A 19,348-nucleotide genomic window follows, 5' to 3' on the forward strand; every position below is an offset into this window, starting at 1 on the left:
AGATGGCGGCACTCCGGATGAAGAGGCTCCAGATGGCGGCACTCCGGATGAAGAGGCTCCAGATGGCGGCACTCCAGACGACAGTACTCCGAGTGAGGGGACTCCAGACGATGATACTCCGGATAATGATACTCTCGCCGACAGTAGCCCTAATGATGGTGTGAAAAATGGTGATGAAAGCACAATGGTTACGAAATCAGCTATTCTTAGTACATCTTTGCCTAAGACAGGTGAAAACGATCCATATTTAATTTTTTCAGCATCTGTTTTAACATTGCTTGGTGGACTAGGTTTATATCAAAGAAGTGTAAGCAAGAAAGATAATTTTGTTTAAAGGAATGGTACCTGAATATAGTTAAAATAATTAATAAAAGCTGTTAGTTTTAATTAGTCTGGTTATAATACGAAAAATAAATAAATAGCGTTTAAAATGTCTTTGAAATTTCAGTCTTTGATCAAAAAAGCTTAACTTGTTTTTAAATCAAGTTAAGCTTTTTTTAAATATAATTTTTCAGTTTATATGGAATGTATTTTTAATTTGGATGATCTTTCGAAATATATCTTTCTCGTATATGGGGAAAAGAATCAGTTATATTATTTTAGACCAATATTTTAGTTTTTTGATATACTATTTAAAAAGGAGTGAACTTATGGTATCGATATTAGTTGTTGAAGATGATACTCAAATTAGCAAAATGTTAGTAGAAGCATTAACAATTGAAGGATATTCAGTGACTCCTGCTTACTCAGGGAGCGAAGGTCAACTTTTATTCGAGCAATCAAGTTTTGATCTAATACTATTAGATTTAATGTTACCAGGCCTCTCTGGTTTAGACCTACTCAAAATAATTCGCCGGGAAAAATCCATTCCGGTGATTGTTATTTCAGCTAAAGAACAAGTTGATGATAAGGTAGAAATTTTACAAGCTGGAGCAGATGACTACTTGGTGAAGCCATTTGATCTTAAAGAGTTAAAAGCTCGTATTCAAGTATGCCTTAAACGCTATCAAACTAGTTTAGAGGAAAAAACATCGAATAAGAGATTGAATTTCGAAGGGTTAATGATTGATTTAGAGACCCAAGCAATTAATTATCAAGGGCAGGAATTAAATTTAACGCCTCAAGAAAGAAGGATCTTAGAATTATTATTAAGTCAACCAAAGAAGGTTTTCTCAAAGCTTGAAATTTATGAATATGCGTGGGGGGCAAATTATTTGGCAGATGATAAGACATTAACCGTTCATGTATCAAATTTACGTAAGAAATTAGACCAAATAAGTAAAAGACCTTGGATTGAAACGGTTTGGGGAATTGGTTTCCGTTTGATTTCGCTGAAAAATAAAAAGTAGTTAAATTGTATTGAATATTTCAATTTCTTTTATTTTCTTTCATGCTTTTATCTTAACCTTTTCTTAGTACTTTCTTTGTTTTTCCTTTGCCATTATATTTTTGAAGGAGTCTATAATATAGATAACAAAGGAGGAAAGATGATGGAAAGCATTCTTAAAAGTGAAAATTTATGTAAAGCGTATAACAATCAGTTTGCATTGAATAATGTCAGTATGAATGTTCAATCGGGTGATATCTATGGTCTGATTGGTCGTAATGGAGCTGGTAAAACAACCTTAATGAAGATCATTAATCGTCAGATTCTACCGACTAGTGGAAAGGTTTGGATTCAAGACCAAGAAATGGCTAAAAATGACCATTTTCAAGTAAGAATTGGCACTTTAATTGAGGCGCCAGGACTTTATATGGGACTCACAGCTGGGCAAAACCTGGAACTAAAATGTAAATTGTATGGAATTCGCCGTGACAATTATATAGAAGAATTATTGAATTTAGTAGGCTTACCCATTCAAGTTAAGAAAAAGAAAGTTAAAAAATTTTCATTGGGTATGAAACAGCGATTAGGTCTTGCTTTAGCTTTAGTAGGAGATCCGGATCTTTTGTTGTTAGATGAACCTACCAACGGAATGGATCCGCAGGGAATTAGTGAGTTCCGCGAGACGATTCTTAAATTGAATAGCGAGCGTCATATTACGGTTGTGATATCTAGTCATATTTTGGGTGAATTGGCGAAACTCACGACTCGAATTGGTATTATTAATGAAGGTACCTTATTAAAAGAAGCAGATATGGAGGAATTAAATCAGATTAATCAAGATTTTATTCGGATTAAGGGTGGCGATCAGGCTCAAATAATGGCACATTTACAAGAAAAATTAGATCTTCAGCAAATTAAGCAAGTGAGCGATTCTGAACTGCGTGTATATGAACACTTAGATAATCCGTCAGTCATTAGCCATGAATTAATTCGCTCAGGCATTCTTTTTGAACAATTGGTAGTTGAGCGAGCGAGCTTAGAAGATTATTTTATCCGCTTAACAGGAGGTCACAACAATGGTTAATTTTATTCGCTTTGATTCCTATAAGTTGTTGCACATGAAGGCTACTTGGATTACGTTATTGATCCTTTCGTTGATATTCTCTTTACTAACTTATGGCGGCTATGTAACAACACACAAATCTTACGAAGACTATCAACTATCAATGACTTCGAAAGAAACCAATGAAGAAGGCAATTTTAAGTTAGAAATAAAATCGATGCAAGAAGGAGAAATTTTAACAGAGGAAGAGTACGAAACAAGTATTCAAGAAGAAAAAAAAGCCTATCGTTTTTCCGATAGTCTAATTGCTAATTACAGTTTGAGCCTTCTTTTTGTTTATATACTTTCAGCTGTTTTTATTGAAAGTGATTTTTCTTCTGGCTATTTAAAAAATATGTTAGCTATTAAAGGGGCGAAATGGAAATGGATGACTTCTAAATTATTTGTCGCCTTGTTAATATTCTTCATATTTCAAGTTGTTTGTATTGCTTTTTCAGTTCTAATGGCCGGTGTGACAGGTCAATTAGAGTTGCCTATTTATTGGCAAGATCATTTAGCTTTACTATTGCCACAAGCTCTTATGTACCTTATTATTATGTCGGTGACAGTAACCTTAAGTTTATTGCTACAAAGTAAAGTGGCAATCATTGTCTTAGCTTGCCTAGTGGGAACAGGTTTTCACAATCAAATCATTGGATTTATAGGGGATATTGTTGGTTTGGATCTTACAAAACAATTATTCTCCAATAAGCTAATGTCAATGGGCCCAAATTATTCAGAGCAAGCCATGTCAGTGGTAAGTATGGGTGTTGTATACCTATTGGTACTTTATCTCTTGAATAGGTGGTATATTTATCGAATAGACTTTAAGTTTGAACATTAGAGCATAGAAAGTAGGGACCGTCAATGATATATTTTTTATTGATTTTGATAATTCTAGCTATAGTTGGTTATCATTATTACTATCGGCTCCAAGTTTCTGATTTGACGAAGCAATTAAAAGTTATCAGTAAATCCCCTACCAATCAATTACTGACACAAGAGATCTTTTCATCAGAAATGAATGAACTTGTTAAAAGGATAAACTTGGCATTAATTAAAGAAAGAAATATATATCGAGAATTACAAATTGAGCAACGTTCAAAGCAAGAATTAATGATTAATCTTTCCCATGATGTGAGGACACCTTTGACCTCACTCATGGGTTATCTTCAATTAATGGAAACCAGCGAGGATGAGAACGACAAGCAGCGTTATTTTCAAATTATCTATCAAAGAATTGATCATTTAAAAGATTTGTTGGATCGGCTTTTCTTATTGGAGAGGTTGCAAGATACAGAATTTGAGTACAAGAACGAAATAGTGAACTTAAATGAAATTATTACTCAGCATGTTTTGTCTTTCTATGATCAGTTGAAAACAGCTAATATTGAAGTTGAACTTGACTTATCGGACGGTAGTTTTTTAATTACATCGGATGTCAGACTGCTGAACCACGCGCTAGATAATTTAGTAAAAAATGTATTAGATCATGGCAAGGATTATTTAAAAATCAAATTGTCGGGCCATAAAATTGAGGAAGAATTAACAAATCTTAAGCATGAAGACTTAATAAATCAAACAAAACGAGAGGTCTTACCAGGCAATGCAAATGTCGTAAGAATTATTTATTGTAATCGACTTTCACATCCAATTAATGAAGATCCTAATACTTGGTTGAATCGCTTCTATCAAGCTAAAAACAAGCAGTCGAAAACAAAACAAAATACAGGTTTAGGCCTAAATATAATTAAAATAGTCATTGAGAAATTAGGCGGTCAAATTTATTTGGAAACAAAAGGGTCTGATATATTGATAAATCTCTATCTTACAATCTAATTAGCGAATGATTTCATGGAAAAATGGAAGAGCATAAAACTTGACCATTCTTGACCTAATCCGTTATACTATTGAAGTAAATTGAAAGGCTCAGATTAAAGGGAGGATATAGAATGAATTTAGTACCCACAGTAATAGAACAAACATCACGTGGTGAACGCGCTTATGATATTTATTCGCGCTTGTTAAAAGATCGAATTATTATGTTATCAGGTCCAGTGGATGACCACATGGCTAACTCAGTCATTGCCCAATTATTATTTTTAGATGCTCAAGATCCTGAGAAGGATATCTACCTTTATATCAATTCACCAGGAGGTAGTGTTACGGCTGGTTTGGCCATCTATGATACCATGAACTTTATCAAAGCGGACGTCCAAACGATCGTGATTGGATTAGCTGCATCAATGGGATCCGTCCTATTAGCAGCAGGAACCAAAGGCAAGCGCTTTGCCTTACCGAACGCTGAAGTAATGATTCATCAGCCTTTAGGTGGTGCTCAAGGCCAAGCCACTGAAATTGAAATTGCTGCACGCCATATTTTGAAGACGAGAACGCGCTTAAATGAAATTTTAAGTGAAGCGACTGGTCAACCTATTGAAGTGATTGAAAAGGATACCGACCGAGATAATTTTATGACGGCTGAAGAAGCGAAATCTTATGGCTTAGTGGACGAAGTGATGGCCAATCGTAAGGATAAAAAGACTAAGAAAGATAAGTAATAAAAGGAAATATCCGTATCTTTTAAGTACTAGCAATGCGCTGGTACTTTTTTTGTGCCCTTAGATGAAGGCAGCATTGCATAATTTAAAAATACATGCTAAACTTATAATTAGATATTTAGCTAATTATCGAAATAAAAAGATGAGGAGGTGAACATTTGAGTGTTCAACTGCTTTTTAAAGCTTTAAGTGATCCCAATCGACGTAAAATTTTAGAATTACTCAGACCCGGCCCTTTAACTGCTGGGGAAATTGTCCGTCAATTTGAATCGGCAGGTTCTACTATTTCTAAACATCTCTCTATTTTAAAACAGGCTGATTTAGTGATTGATAAAAGAGAGGGACAGTTTATTTATTATGAATTAAATAGTTCCGTTTTAGATGGAGTCATTCAATGGTTAATGAATTTAGAAAAATAAAGGAGAGGATTTTATGACTAAAAACTTAACGAGGCATTACTATAAAAACTGGGTTCTTGTTTGTGTTTCTATTATTCTAGCGGGCTATTTCTTTATAAAAGCACCCGAAGTGATTCCTACACACTTTGATTTGGCAGGGAATGCTGATAATTATGGTCCTAAAATAAATCTTTTTAAGTTTCCTGCATTATTGGCTGGACTGAATCTTTTAGTAGAAGTATTGAAACGCATTGATCCAAAACGCGAAAATTATCGACGTTTTGAAAAGCATTTTTATTTAATCATTTTTGCTATGAATATTTATTTACTTAGCAGTCAAATAATTATAGGTGCCTATGGTTTAAACTGGCTCAACCAGATTCCTTCCTATTTAGAAGGAAGTTTAGGGCTACTATTTATTGTTTTAGGGAATTATATGCCAAAAATTAAATTTAATTATTTTATGGGCATACGTACCCCTTGGACATTAGCTGATGAAAAGGTGTGGTATCTTACCCACCGTTTAGCTGGAAAAATATTTGTTGTAATGGGAATCCTTATTTTATTAACCGTCTTCTTGCCGTTGACTATTAAAGAATGGAGTATTCCTTTGATCACGTTAGGTGGCACTATGAGTGTAGTTGGAGCTTCCTATTGGTTGTATCGCAAACAACATCTTTAATGATTTTTTTATTTATGATAAGCAATCTAAATGTATGTTTTCATCATTTAGATTGTTTGTTTTTTGAACAAAGTCGAATGGAGTTACTATCGATAGTAATTAATGGGGTAAGATTAGCTTAGAAGATGAAGCAGTAGATTTCAAAGGACATAAAGCGCCCAGATTCAGAAAGTATATCCATTGTAATTTAAACCATGCAGTGTTAGAATGTTTTATGAAGAAAGATGAATAGCTTTTCTTCTTTTTATAAAACAAGGTCATTCAGCGACCAACAGGAGGCTTGGAATGGATTTGATTGATGAATTAGGTACAGTGGTACCAGAACTTGGTGAGATGTTAGACATTCGTCTTAATGTTTTAAAAGCTTTATCTAAGCATCAACTACGAATTGGTCGTAAAGCGTTAGCCAAACAAATTCATTTGTCCGAGCGAACTTTGAGAACTAATTTACAAGTTCTGCGTGATCAAAGTCTGGTAGATGTAAGTCGTGCGGGGATACGTATTACGGATGAAGGACAAAGAGTAGGCCATCTCATTCAGCAGTTAAGGATGGGGCAGGACCGTTTACCGGAATACGAAGCAGCCTTAGCTAAAGAATTAAATATACAAAACTGCTGGGTAGTAGCTGGCGATGTAGATAGCGACTTTACAGTTTTTCAAATGCTTGCTGAAGCAGTTCAAACGATTCTAGGACAAGAATTACCGCAAGAAGCGGTTGTAGCTGTTACGGGAGGGTCCACTTTGGCTAATATGGGTCAACATTTTACTAAGGAACTATCGCAAAACAGACAATTATCCTTTGTGCCTAGCCGTGGTGGTATGGAAGGTTCTTTTCATATTCAATCTAATACGGTAGCTGGAATAATGGCTCATGAGACCCAAGCTGACTATGTTCCCTTGTATATTCCAGATCGTTTAACTGATCAGTTGAGTCAAGAGATTGTTAAGGATCCAACCATTAAAAAAGCCCTTGATTTAAGTCGATCAGCGGACTGTCTTTTATTAAGTGTGGGAGCCGCTCAAGTAATGTCAAAGCGAAGAAAACTAACTCCGCCACAAGAAAGAATACTTCTCGAAGGTCAAGCGGTAGGAGAAGCATTTGGCATTTTTTATGATGCAGAGGGAAAGGTTGTTTTTTCCATCCCTCGCTTAGGCTTACAACTTGAAGATGTCATTAAGTTTCCGTTATTATTAACCATAGTAGCAGGCCAACAAAAAGCACCTGCTACCCGAGCTTTCTACAAGATGATGCCAAAACAAACCTGGCTCATTTGTGATAAAAGTCTCGCTAAAGCTGTTTTAAATGGGGTTACCCAATTTAAATAAAATATCCTAAGGGGGAAATTATCAATATGTCAACAAAAATCGCAATCAATGGTTTCGGTCGTATTGGACGTTTAGCATTACGTCGTATTTTAGAAAAGGATTCAGATTTAGAAGTTGTTGCAATTAATGATTTAACAGATAACGAAGATTTAGCTTATTTATTAAAATATGACTCAGCGCAAGGTCGTTTTCCATACTCTGTAGAAGCTAAAGGTGATGTGATTGTTGTAGATGGTAAAGAGATTAAAGCCTTTGCTGAGCCAGATGCAGCGAAGTTACCATGGAAAGATTTAGGGGTTGAATTCGTCTTAGAATGTACTGGTTTTTACAATTCAGCAGAAAAGGCTCAAGCCCATATCGATGCAGGTGCTAAGCGTGTCCTAATCTCAGCACCCGCTAAGTCAGCTGAAACGAAGACAATTGTTTATGGTGTAAACCACGAAGTTCTAACAGCTGATGATGTGATTGTTTCAGCAGCTTCATGTACAACTAACTGCTTAGCTCCAATGGTCAATGTTTTACATAAAGAATTTGGTCTAAAATCTGCCCAAATGGTAACGGTTCATGCTTATACAGCAACTCAAAAATTACAAGATTCGCCAGGCGGACGTAAAAACCGTGCAGGAGCATTTTCAATTATTCCTGCTTCCACTGGAGCTGCTAAAGCAATCGGAAAAGTAATTCCTGAATTGAATGGTAAAATTGACGGTGCAGCTTTACGAGTTCCAACAATCACTGGTTCTTTAACTGAGGTATATGCAGTCTTAGACAAAGAAGTAACAGCTGAGGAAGTTAACGCAGCGATGAAGAAATATGAATCAGATGCTTTTGTCTATGAAGAAGATGAAATTGTTTCTGCAGACATTATTGGTTATCCAGCAGGATCTGTTTTTGATTCAACACTTACAAAAGTAATGGGTGAAGGTGACGATCAAATCGTTATGGCAGCCTCTTGGTATGATAATGAGTACGGCTTTACAGCGAACATGATTTCAACCTTAGAATATTTTGTTGAATTAAATTAATAAGACCCACACTAGCGGGGAAGCAAACGCGCTTCTCCGTTTTTTTCATAAAGGAGGAAGAAGAATGGCTAAAAAAACTATTAGAGACTTAAACCTTGAAAACAAAACCGTATTAGTACGTGTCGATTTTAACGTTCCGATGGATGGTAATAAGATTACAGACGATAATCGAATTGTAGCTGCTCTAGATACGATAAAGTATTTAATTGAGCATCAAGCCAAGGTTGTTTTATTTTCACATCTAGGTAAGATCAAATCGGCAGAGGATTTGGATAAAGCAGATCGTAACTTAAATCCTGTAGCAAATCGTTTATCTGAATTATTAGGACAAGAGGTTGTTTTTATTGATGAAACACGTGGCGAAAAATTAGAATTAGCGGTTAAAAATTTGCAAGAGGGTCAAGTATTGTTAGTTCAAAACACACGGTTTGAAGATGTAGAAGGGAAAAAGGAATCTGGGAATGATCCAGAACTTGGCAAGTATTGGGCAAGTCTAGGGGATCTATTTGTTAATGATGCATTTGGAACCGCACATCGTTCTCATGCATCGAATGTTGGTATTGCAGCGCATTTAGATTCAGCGGTCGGCTTCTTAATGGAAAAAGAAGTGAAATTCTTGAAAGAAGCGGTAGATCAGCCGGAACGTCCTTTTGTTGCTATATTAGGGGGAGCAAAAGTTTCTGATAAGATTAAAGTTATTGAGAATTTGTTAGATCGAGCTGATAAAGTAATTATCGGTGGAGGTATGGCGTATACCTTTTTCAAGGCAAAAGGCCTCGAAATTGGACAATCCATTTGTGAACCAGATCGCATCGAACTCGCTAAAGAAATTATGGAAAAAGCAGGCGATAAATTAGTGTTACCGGTTGATAATGTTGTGGCTAAAGAATTTAACAAGGATGCCGAAACTAAAGTGGTAGCTTCTGAAGAAATTCCTACAGACTACATGGGGATGGATATAGGGCCTCAGACAGTTGATTTGTTTGCTGAAACTTTAGCTGGCGCCAAAACTGTAGTGTGGAATGGGCCAATGGGTGTTTTTGAAATGGAAAAATTTGCACAGGGAACGATGGGAGTTTGTCAAGCCATTGCTAATTTAGAGAGTGCGACCACTATTGTAGGTGGAGGAGATTCTGCTGCAGCTGTTACTCAATTGGGTTATGAAGATAAGTTCACGCATATTTCTACCGGTGGAGGAGCCTCCTTATCTTATCTTGAGGGAGCCGAATTACCAGGCGTGGAGTCCATTGATAATCTATAATTAGAAAAGGAGAAAAATATGTCACGAAAACCAATTATTGCCGGAAACTGGAAAATGAATAAAACAGCTAAAGAATCACGTGGTTTTATTGAAAATGTCAAATTAGATATCCCTTCAAATGATTTAGTGGATGCAGTGATCGGAGCACCTGCTGTTTTCTTAGAAGCTATGACCGAAGCTGTACAGGGAACTGATTTACAAGTAGCTGCGCAAAATTGTTTTTGGGAAGATGAAGGCGCTTTTACGGGCGAAATCAGTCCCAAAACGCTAGCGGCTTTAGGTGTAGATTATGTGATCATTGGACATTCTGAGCGTCGTCAATATTTTCATGAAAGCAATGAAGAAATTAATCAAAAAGCTCATGCTATCTTTCGTAATGGAATGAAGCCGATTATTTGTTGCGGAGAAACGCTCGAAACCTACGAAGCAGGAAATGCTGAGGAATTTGTAGGCCAACAAATAACGGCAGCTTTAAAAGATTTAACGGAAGGTCAAGTACAATCATTGGTAATTGCGTATGAACCAATTTGGGCAATTGGGACGGGTAAATCAGCAACAAAAGATGATGCCCAAAAGATGTGTCATGCGATTCGTCAAGTAGTAGCAGAAAACTTTAACCAAGAGGTAGCTGATCAAGTACGTATTCAATATGGCGGGTCAGTTAAACCTGATAATATTGCAGAGTACCTAGCTTGTCCAGATGTAGACGGAGCATTAGTAGGCGGAGCGAGCCTACAACCTGAATCATTCTTAGCTTTATTGGAGGCGGTTAAATAATGGGAAAAGCACCTATTGCTTTAATTATTTTAGATGGCTTTGGTATTCGCGAGGAGACTTATGGGAATGCCGTTAAGGCGGCGCATAAACCCAACTTTGATCGTTATTGGCAGCAATTTCCCCATCAACAACTCAGAGCAGAAGGGGAAAATGTTGGTTTACCAGAAGGTCAAATGGGGAATTCTGAAGTAGGACATATGAATATTGGGGCTGGAAGAATTGTCTATCAATCCTTGACGCGAATAAATAAGTCCATTCAAGAGGGTAGTATAAAAAAGATTCCTGAACTCACCAAGGCCATCGAGCACGCTAAGCAAAATAATGGAGCATTGCATTTAATGGGCTTACTTTCTGACGGTGGGGTTCATTCACATATTAATCATCTCTTCGGTTTAATTGAGTTAGCTAAAGAAATGGATTTAAACAAAGTGTATATTCACGCTTTTCTAGATGGACGTGATGTTGGACCTCAATCCGGAATAGATTTTATAAGAGATACAGATAGTTTTATTAAAGAAAAAGGAATTGGTGAAATTGCAACAGTCTCTGGACGCTACTATGCAATGGACCGTGATAAGCGTTGGGACCGCGTTAAATTAGCCTATGATGCCTTAGTTAGTGGCCAAGGACCTCAATATGCCTCTGCTGAAGCAGGAGTTCAGGCTTCTTATGATCAAGAAGTATATGATGAATTTGTTCAACCTTTTGTGGTGGATCCAGAAGGACACATTAAAGAAGGCGATAGCCTTATTTATTATAATTTCCGACCTGATCGTGCGATTCAACTATCAACAGCTTTAAGTAATCCGGCTTTTGACGGCTTTGACACATCGAATCGACCAGAAAACTTACAATTTGTAACATTTACTAAATATTCAAAAGATGTTCTAGCCGAAATCGCTTTCAAGAAAGTTGATTTAGTGAATACGATTGGCGAAGCGATAGCGAAAGCAGGCAAAACGCAGTTACGTATTGCAGAAACTGAGAAGTTTCCTCATGTCACTTTCTTTATGTCAGGTGGCCGTCATGAAACGTTTCCGGGAGAAGAACGTATTTTAATTCCTTCTCCTAAAGTAGCTACTTATGACTTAAAACCTGAAATGTCCGCTTACGAAGTCAAGGACGCATTGATAGATAAAATTAATGAAGATACGATTGATGCAATCATTCTTAATTTTGCTAATCCGGATATGGTTGGTCATTCAGGTATGTTAGAGCCAACCGTCAAAGCTATTGAAGCGGTCGATGAGTGCCTCGGTCAAATTGTCGATTTGATTTTAGAAAAAGAAGGTGTTGCAATCATTACAGCCGATCACGGCAATTCAGATGAAGTCATTACGTTAGAAGGTAAACCTATGACTGCTCATACTACCAATCCTGTACCAGTGATTGTTACGAAAGAAGGAATCTCGTTAAGAGAAGGTGGCATACTATCTGATTTAGCACCTACTATGCTTGACCTTTTAAAAATTGACCAACCAAGTGAGATGACTAGCCAAAGTTTAATTAAGCATTAATGGCAATTCATTGAATTTAATTTACTAAAACAATAGAATAAGATTGAGACGTTTAACCGTTTCAATCCAACAAAAGGAGCGAATAAAATGCCTTATATTACAGATGTTTACGCACGTGAAGTTCTTGACTCAAGAGGAAACCCAACAATTGAAGTAGAAGTTTATACCGAAAGTGGTGCCTTTGGACGCGGAATGGTCCCTTCAGGAGCATCTACTGGAGAACATGAAGCAGTAGAATTACGTGATGGAGATGCAACACGCTATGGTGGCAAAGGAGTTAGCCAAGCCGTTGATAACGTTAACCACTTTTTAGCCGAAGCCTTATTAGGGTTTGATGTATTGCAACAACAAGCTATTGATCAAATGATGATTGAAATGGATGGCACACCGAATAAAGGAAAACTCGGAGCAAACGCTATCTTAGGCGTATCTATTGCTGTGGCACGTGCAGCTGCTGATTATTTAGAAATACCTTTATACCAATACTTAGGTGGATTCAATACCAAAGAGTTACCAGTACCAATGATGAATATTGTTAATGGTGGCTCACACTCGGATGCTCCGATTGCTTTCCAAGAGTTTATGATTTTACCTGTTGGGGCTGAAAACTTTAAAGAAGCGTTACGTTGGGGCGCTGAAGTTTTCCATGCGCTAAAATCAATTCTCAAGGAACGTGGGTTAGAAACATCAGTAGGTGACGAGGGTGGTTTTGCGCCTCGCTTTGAAGGAACGGAAGACGGTGTAGAGACCATTCTTAAAGCGATTGAGAAAGCTGGCTACAAACCCGGTCAAGATATCTTCTTAGGCTTTGACTGTGCCGCTTCAGAATTTTACGTAGAGGGTGTTTATGATTATGCCAAATTTGAAGGAGAAGGCGGTAAAAAACGCTCAGCCCAAGAACAAGTTGACTACCTTGAAGAGTTAGTGAATAAATATCCAATCATTTCCATTGAAGATGGTATGGATGAAAATGACTGGGAGGGTTGGAAGTTACTAACTGAACGTTTAGGTGACAAAGTCCAATTAGTTGGAGATGATCTATTTGTGACCAACACTGAAATTCTTTCACGTGGTATTGAAGAAAGTGTGGGGAATTCCATTTTAATCAAAGTGAATCAAATTGGGACACTAACTGAGACATTTGATGCGATTGAAATGGCTAAGCGTGCAGGGTACACAGCAGTCATTTCTCACCGTTCAGGTGAAACGGAAGACTCCACTATTGCGGATATTGCAGTAGCAACCAATGCGGGTCAAATTAAGACAGGGTCTTTATCACGTACAGACCGTATTGCCAAATATAATCAATTATTGCGGATTGAAGATGAATTAAGTGAATTAGCACAATATAATGGCAAAAAAGTTTTCTATAATTTAAAAGATTTCAAATAAGATTGACAGAATAGATTAAAGCGCTCTCTAAGAATTTAGAGAGCGTTTTTTTGGTTAATAAAGGAGCATTTTATTTTAAAAAACAAACAAAACACTTTATAATTGACGAGTCAACTGTTGATTTATGAAATGAAAGAGGGAGGGTTTGGTGAGTCTAAGAGAAGTAAGTAGATTATTTTATCAATTAAAACTAGTTAACCAGGAGTTAATTAGTAAATTTGAAAAAGAAACATCATTTAGTATAACGCGCTTTGAATTAATGATGTTTTTAAAAGAGCATGGTCCTTGTTGCCAAACTCGCCTACAAAAGGAATTAAAGATAGATCGTGCAGCTGTTACAAGACATTTAAGAATTCTTGAAGGAAAAAAATATGTGATCCGCAAAAGAAATAAAGAAAATAATCGTGAAGTGCTCGTAACAATTACCGATAAGGCGTTAAATGATTTGAATCGTTGCCAGCAGAGTCATTGTCAATCTGAGCAACAGAGGATTTTACCCCTATCTAAAGATGAAACACAGCGATTGATCGAATTATTAACCAAATTAATACAATAGAAAAGGAGAATAATATGTCCAACCACTTAGTCACTAATAATTTTTCAGAAATTACTTATGGAAGAAAGTCAATTCGTGCTTATGATGAGAAGTATAAAATAAGTCAGGAAGAAATGCTTGAAATGATTCAAGAAGCTACCACAGCTCCTTCATCCGTCAATATGCAACCATGGAGGTTTGTGGTGGTTGAAAGCCAAGAGCAAAAAGCCAAATTAAAACCACTTATTCGTTTTAATACGCTGCAAAATGACACTTCATCTGCTATGATATTAATATTTGGCGATATGCAGTGTTATGAACTCGGTGAAGAAATCTACAATCAAGCAGTCGAGGAAGGTAAAATGCCTGCTGAAACGAGAGATCAACAATTATCTGTCATTATTCCTTATTATAAAAGCTTTTCTAAACAAAAAATGAATGATGTTGTAAAAATTGATTCAAGTTTGGCAGCCATGCAATTAATGTTAGTGGCTCGTTCTCATGGTTATGATACCAATGCAATCGGTGGTTTTGAAGAGGACTTATTGGCTGAAGCTTTCGGTCTCGACAAAGAACGCTATGTACCGGTAATGATCCTATCAATTGGAAAGGCTAAAGATTCTGGTTATCCATCCGTACGCTTAGCCGCTGAAAAAATTACAGAATTTAAATAAGAAACGCTAAAAACTTAAAGAATTTATAAATTAAAGTTAAACGCCTCCTCTAGCGATGCTTATTGGCATCGCTAGAGGAGGCGTTTTAAGTTTTATTATTAACAAGTAATAATTATAAAAATGAAAGATATTAAACGCATTACTGTGATTCTCAACCACGTTTAAAAAATATAGATAATACTATTATTGTTATAAAGTTGAATTGAAGATCGATCTGCTTAGGATCAGATTACATATAGGATAAACATAGAAGTTCAGAAAAATAATACTTGGATATGAACTTTATTGTAAGGCAACCCTTTTAAAAAACTTAGTATAGAAAAGATGTGTAAAACTCCCAACTTATTACATAAATATAAAGGAATGAGGTAGCCATAATTTTTTTACTTTAAATTGATATATAATACAACCTATTTATAAATAAAATAATAATTATATAGCATTTGTTTGACTAAATCAAGCGAATATTATAATATGTTCTTATAGTATTGTCGCTATACTTTAGAAAAGATGTCGCAATATTAAATTTTTTTTAGGAGTGATATTGTGGTCGGTAAGAATAATAAATTTTTGAAACAGAGGAAGTTTTCTAATAAAGATAACAAATATGCAATAAGAAAGTTTGCATTTGGATCTTGTTCTGTTTTAATCGCATCTTTTTTCATATTTGCAGGTGTAGGTCAAGATAGTGTTTATGCACAAAATATTACAGAAGAAACCTCAACAAGCGCGACGACAGAAGAAACAGCAGATAATTCATTAAACGAACAAAACGATTTAAACGAAGTAGTCACTTCTGAATTAACAAATAGTTCAGAAGATAAGATAACTAATGAAGAACTAGTTACCACTGAAGAAGTTATGACCTCAGAGGAAGCAACAGTCACAGGTGATGATACCACATTAAATGAACTTTCAAATGATGAATTAGAAGCGGAAAATACCGCTAAAAATGCAGCATTAGAAGCTGCTTTGGCTGCAAAAGAAGCTTCTAATGCTGCCGAAAAAGCTTCTGAAGCGACGAGTGTTATAGAAGCAGAAACCGCAGCGAAAGAAGCTATTTCAGCTTTAAATAATGCTAAGGCAGAAGCAGGGATAGCCATCGAGGCAGCAAATATTGCTGGAACTACAAAAGCTTTAGCATTAGCAAAAGAAGCGAAAATCTCAGCAAAAGAAGCGGAAATCTCAGCAAATAAGGCTAAGTCTATAGTAGCGTCTATAAAAGAAGAAAAAGCTACAAACTTAGAAGCGAATAAAACTAGTTTAGAAGAAATAACAACTAGTATAGAAAATGAAACATTAGCGAATGAAAGTAGAACCTCTAATTCAGAGGCGACATCAATTAATGCACCTCAAGATAAAGCTTTATCTGCTCCGGAATCTTTTGCTACTTTAGCGAATCTTTTACCTGCTGATCAGAATGTGATCAGTATTGAAAACAAAATGTTAGATGGAGAATTTAATCTCAAATATCTAAAACACCATTTAAATGGTAGAACTTACGTAGATAATGCAGGAAATACAGGGATATATGATGGGGATAAAGAACTCATTAAATCCCAAGATAACCATCAGGTTAATGACAAACATTTGATTAATAATCAAGACTATCTAGTTGGGAACGTACCTTTATATATGCAATGGATGGATAGAGATGGTACTTTGTCACCTATTTATACATTTAAATCCAATGATAATGGTTATTTTGCAGTGAATCCAGGGATATTTAAAGTGGTCAATCCTGATGGAACAACAACGGACCACGAATTTCTTGGTAAGCAGTTAGAAACTGTATTATATTCAGCTTTTAAATATCGAATTTGGGCAGATCAAGATTGGTTAGTCAATAATAAGTATGATAATGTTCAAACAAGTAATGGTAACCCTGGACAATGGGGAGGTTATAGTCAGGGAATTAATGGTATATGGACACCAATTCTTCAAGATGTGGCAACGATGCAGATTCAAGATGTTGCTGTCGTTTTACAACCTAAAGATCAATTGACTCAGCATAATAAAGAAAAAGTAGTCGAAATTGATAAATTAGTAGGGGATATCAATCATGCAAATTACGCTAATGATAAGACAATTGTAGGAAATGTTTATTGGGAGGCAGATTATGCACCAGGAATCACCTCACAATATCCAGCCTATGAAGAAAAAACAGGTGATAAATTTGCTGAGGATATGACGGTTTATCTAACTATCCAAGATGTTTTGAATCCTAATAATAAGGTTACCTATAAGACAAAGACCAATCAATTTGGTGATTTTAAGTTCGATATAGCTAATGTAAGAGAGATGTTAGGAATCAAGCAAAGAAAAAATGCGTCTCTATGGCATCAAGTGATCATGAATATGTCGGTAGCTGATTCGCAAGGAAATCAGTTTGGTAAAGAAGTTTCTGTTTTTTCTAACTCCACTTTAGATGGACAATTCTATAATGGGAAAAACCTTAAATACGACACAGGGGGTCTTGATGCATCTGACTTTATCCTCGTTTCAAGATATGATTCTGAATTTAGGGACTTCTCGACTTCAAGCAAGCCGACAACAGCCTTGTTATATTCTCAAACGAATTCTTCTGGAAGGGATGAATTCAAAGGAGCTGGTTTCCAATTTGTACTAAGAAATACTATTCCAACAATAGACATTACTAATTATGATTCAACCGATAATTATGCAGCACCCGGCAATAAAGCGAATGCTGTTGTTACTGGAGCTGTGCCTGATGTTGAGTATATCGTTCGTTGGTATGAAGTTCCTGAAGATCCTACGAAATCTCCAAAATTAGTTCTTGAAGGAACCCCTTTTACTGTTGCAGCAAATGGAGTTTTCCCAGATCAAGCATTTGATGTACCTGCTAATTTGCCACGAGAAACAATGTATATTGCTCAATTAGAAACAGTAAATACGGGAAATATAATAGCGATTGATAATTTTTATGCGAGGTTAAAAAATGAAGCAGATACATTTGCTCCCGTTGCAACTGTTGAGAATATCAAAGTGGGAGAAACAGTTAACTTAATCGATAATGTGACTGTTCCTAACTATGATGGAAAACCAACATTTGAGGATATTACTCCTTTAGGTTCGATAGATAATACAAAACCTGGGGAATATACGGGTACGGTCAAAGTAACCTACCAAGACGGAAGTTCTGAAACTATTCAAGTACCTGTAGTGGTAACCGCTGTAGACGTTCCTCATGATTCAATTTATGAACCGAATGTAACTCCGGAGATAATTAAAGTAGGAGATACGATTGATTTAGCAGATAACGTAACTGTTCCAAACTATGTGCAGGATCCAAAGCATAGCGGTGTCCCTCTTTTTGAGGATGTGACGCCAGATGGAGTGATTGATAATACAACTCCTGGAGAATATACGGGTAAAGTTAAAGTGACTTATCCAGATAATACATTTGAAATTGTTGATGTGCCAGTGACTGTAATCGATAAAAAATCCGATGTATATGATCCAATGGTGGTACCAGAAGTAATTGAAATTGGACAAACTCCTAATTTAATAGATAATGTGACTGTTCCTTCATATATTCAAGATTCAAAATATCCAGGTGTCCCTACTTTTGAGGATGTGACGCCAGATGGAGTGATTGATAATACAACTCCTGGAGAATATACAGGTAAAGTTAGAGTAACTTATCCAGACGGAACATCCGAAATTGTTGATGTACCTGTTACCGTAAAAACTCCGGAAGCTTCACAAGCAGATGTTTTCGTTCCTCAAGTAACTCCTGAAATTATTGGGATAGGAGGAACACCCGATTTATTAGATAATGTTAGCATTCCAGATTATGTAGTGAATCCAAAATATCCTGGAGATATAATTTTTGAAGATGTGACTCCAGCTGGAACCATCGATAATACAACACCTGGCGGCTATATTGGACTTGTTAAAGTGACTTATCCAGATGGATCAATGGAAATCATCCAGGTACCGGTGACGGTGACTGCGCCAGAGATCCCTCAAAAAGAAGATTACGATCCAACGGTTAAGCCAGAGATCGTAGAAGTAGATGGCATCGTTGATTTAACCGACAACGTAATAGTTCCAGATTATGTAGAGGATCCAGATCATCCAGGTGTACCAAGCTTTAAGGATGTGACACCAGCTGGACAAATTGATCCAAGCACACCAGGTAAGTATACAGGTCTAGTGGAAGTCACTTATCCTGATGGTTCTAAAGAAATAGTTACCGTACCGGTTACAGTGACTGCGCCAGAAGTACCCGATAAGGATAGTTATGATCCAACGGTTACACCAGAAGTGATAGAGCAAAATGGCAATGTCCATCTTGTAGATAATGTCACGGTTCCAGACTATGTCGTAGACCCAGCCCATCCAGGCGTACCAAGCTTTAAGGATGTGACACCAGAGGGTACGATCGATCTAAATGAGCCAGGTAAGTATACAGGTCTAGTGGAAGTTACTTATCCAGATGGATCAACGGAAATCATCCAGGTACCGGTAACAATCACAACACCTGAAACGCCACAAGCGGATGATTATACCCCAGTGGTAACGCCAGAGATCGTAGAAGCAGGCGATCCGATCGACTTAACCGATAATGTCACGGTCCCTGGTTATGTAGTAGACCCAGACAACCTAGGAGTTCCAAGCTTTGAAGACGTCACCCCTGTTGGTACGATTGATACGACCACCCCTGGTAACTACACAGGACTTGTGAAAGTGACTTATCCAGACGGTTCAACAGAAATTGTGGATGTGACAGTTACTGTAACGACAC

17 protein-coding genes are annotated in these 19,348 nt (G+C 36.6%); all 17 read left to right on the forward strand.

Features of this window, described 5'->3' with window-relative positions:
* Positions 1-334: LPXTG cell wall anchor domain-containing protein (locus ACQV2O_RS07575; RefSeq protein WP_428875447.1), on the forward strand; the 334-nt coding region annotated here is incomplete at its 5' end.
* A 316-nt stretch (positions 335-650) separates the two neighbouring features.
* Positions 651-1,349: a response regulator transcription factor gene (locus tag ACQV2O_RS07580; RefSeq protein ID WP_428874445.1), complete on the forward strand. Its 699-nt coding sequence runs from the start codon at positions 651-653 to the stop codon at positions 1,347-1,349.
* A gap of 141 nt (positions 1,350-1,490) precedes the next feature.
* Entirely contained in the window at positions 1,491-2,411 is a 921-nt protein-coding gene (locus ACQV2O_RS07585) for an ABC transporter ATP-binding protein (RefSeq protein ID WP_428875448.1), read from the forward strand.
* Positions 2,404-3,273 (forward strand): hypothetical protein, encoded by an 870-nt coding sequence (locus tag ACQV2O_RS07590; protein ID WP_428875449.1) that lies wholly within the window; start codon positions 2,404-2,406, stop codon positions 3,271-3,273. Before ACQV2O_RS07585 ends, ACQV2O_RS07590 begins: the two co-directional genes overlap by 8 nt.
* 23 nt (positions 3,274-3,296) lie before the next feature.
* On the forward strand, positions 3,297-4,268 hold the full coding sequence (locus ACQV2O_RS07595; protein ID WP_428875451.1) for a sensor histidine kinase: 972 nt from the start codon (positions 3,297-3,299) through the stop codon (positions 4,266-4,268).
* Positions 4,269-4,381: 113 nt separating this feature from the next.
* Entirely contained in the window at positions 4,382-4,990 is a 609-nt protein-coding gene (gene clpP, locus ACQV2O_RS07600; RefSeq protein WP_428875452.1) for an ATP-dependent Clp endopeptidase proteolytic subunit ClpP, read from the forward strand.
* Positions 4,991-5,148: 158 nt separating this feature from the next.
* Positions 5,149-5,409 carry an autorepressor SdpR family transcription factor gene (locus tag ACQV2O_RS07605; protein WP_428874450.1) on the forward strand — a complete coding sequence of 87 codons (261 nt, stop codon included), beginning with the start codon at positions 5,149-5,151 and terminating at the stop codon, positions 5,407-5,409.
* 13 nt (positions 5,410-5,422) lie between these two features.
* Positions 5,423-6,070, forward strand: a complete 648-nt coding sequence (locus ACQV2O_RS07610; RefSeq protein ID WP_428875454.1) for an SdpI family protein — start codon at positions 5,423-5,425, stop codon at positions 6,068-6,070.
* 285 nt (positions 6,071-6,355) lie between these two features.
* Positions 6,356-7,396: a sugar-binding transcriptional regulator gene (locus ACQV2O_RS07615; protein WP_428875455.1), complete on the forward strand. Its 1,041-nt coding sequence runs from the start codon at positions 6,356-6,358 to the stop codon at positions 7,394-7,396.
* Between the two features lie 26 nt (positions 7,397-7,422).
* Entirely contained in the window at positions 7,423-8,421 is a 999-nt protein-coding gene (gene gap, locus ACQV2O_RS07620) for a type I glyceraldehyde-3-phosphate dehydrogenase (protein WP_428874453.1), read from the forward strand.
* A 64-nt stretch (positions 8,422-8,485) separates the two neighbouring features.
* Positions 8,486-9,682 (forward strand): phosphoglycerate kinase, encoded by a 1,197-nt coding sequence (locus ACQV2O_RS07625; RefSeq protein WP_428875456.1) that lies wholly within the window; start codon positions 8,486-8,488, stop codon positions 9,680-9,682.
* Positions 9,683-9,700: 18 nt separating this feature from the next.
* The gene (gene tpiA, locus ACQV2O_RS07630) at positions 9,701-10,459 is read left to right on the forward strand and encodes a triose-phosphate isomerase (RefSeq protein ID WP_428874455.1); all 759 of its coding nucleotides are present in this window, start codon (positions 9,701-9,703) and stop codon (positions 10,457-10,459) included.
* Positions 10,459-11,976 (forward strand): 2,3-bisphosphoglycerate-independent phosphoglycerate mutase, encoded by a 1,518-nt coding sequence (gene gpmI / locus ACQV2O_RS07635; protein WP_428875457.1) that lies wholly within the window; start codon positions 10,459-10,461, stop codon positions 11,974-11,976. Before tpiA ends, gpmI begins: the two co-directional genes overlap by 1 nt.
* A gap of 87 nt (positions 11,977-12,063) precedes the next feature.
* Complete coding sequence (gene eno, locus ACQV2O_RS07640) at positions 12,064-13,368, forward strand: phosphopyruvate hydratase (RefSeq protein WP_428875458.1); 1,305 nt, start codon at positions 12,064-12,066, stop codon at positions 13,366-13,368.
* 148 nt (positions 13,369-13,516) lie between these two features.
* A complete protein-coding gene (locus ACQV2O_RS07645) occupies positions 13,517-13,924 on the forward strand; it encodes a MarR family winged helix-turn-helix transcriptional regulator (protein ID WP_428874458.1) in 408 nt (135 codons plus the stop codon).
* Between the two features lie 14 nt (positions 13,925-13,938).
* Positions 13,939-14,577, forward strand: a complete 639-nt coding sequence (locus tag ACQV2O_RS07650; protein ID WP_428874459.1) for a nitroreductase family protein — start codon at positions 13,939-13,941, stop codon at positions 14,575-14,577.
* 546 nt (positions 14,578-15,123) lie between these two features.
* Positions 15,124-19,348: Rib/alpha-like domain-containing protein (locus ACQV2O_RS07655; protein WP_428875460.1), on the forward strand; the 4,225-nt coding region annotated here is incomplete at its 3' end.

Source organism: Facklamia sp. P13055 (assembly GCF_050409445.1).
Classification (GTDB): Bacteria; Bacillota; Bacilli; order Lactobacillales; family Aerococcaceae; genus Facklamia.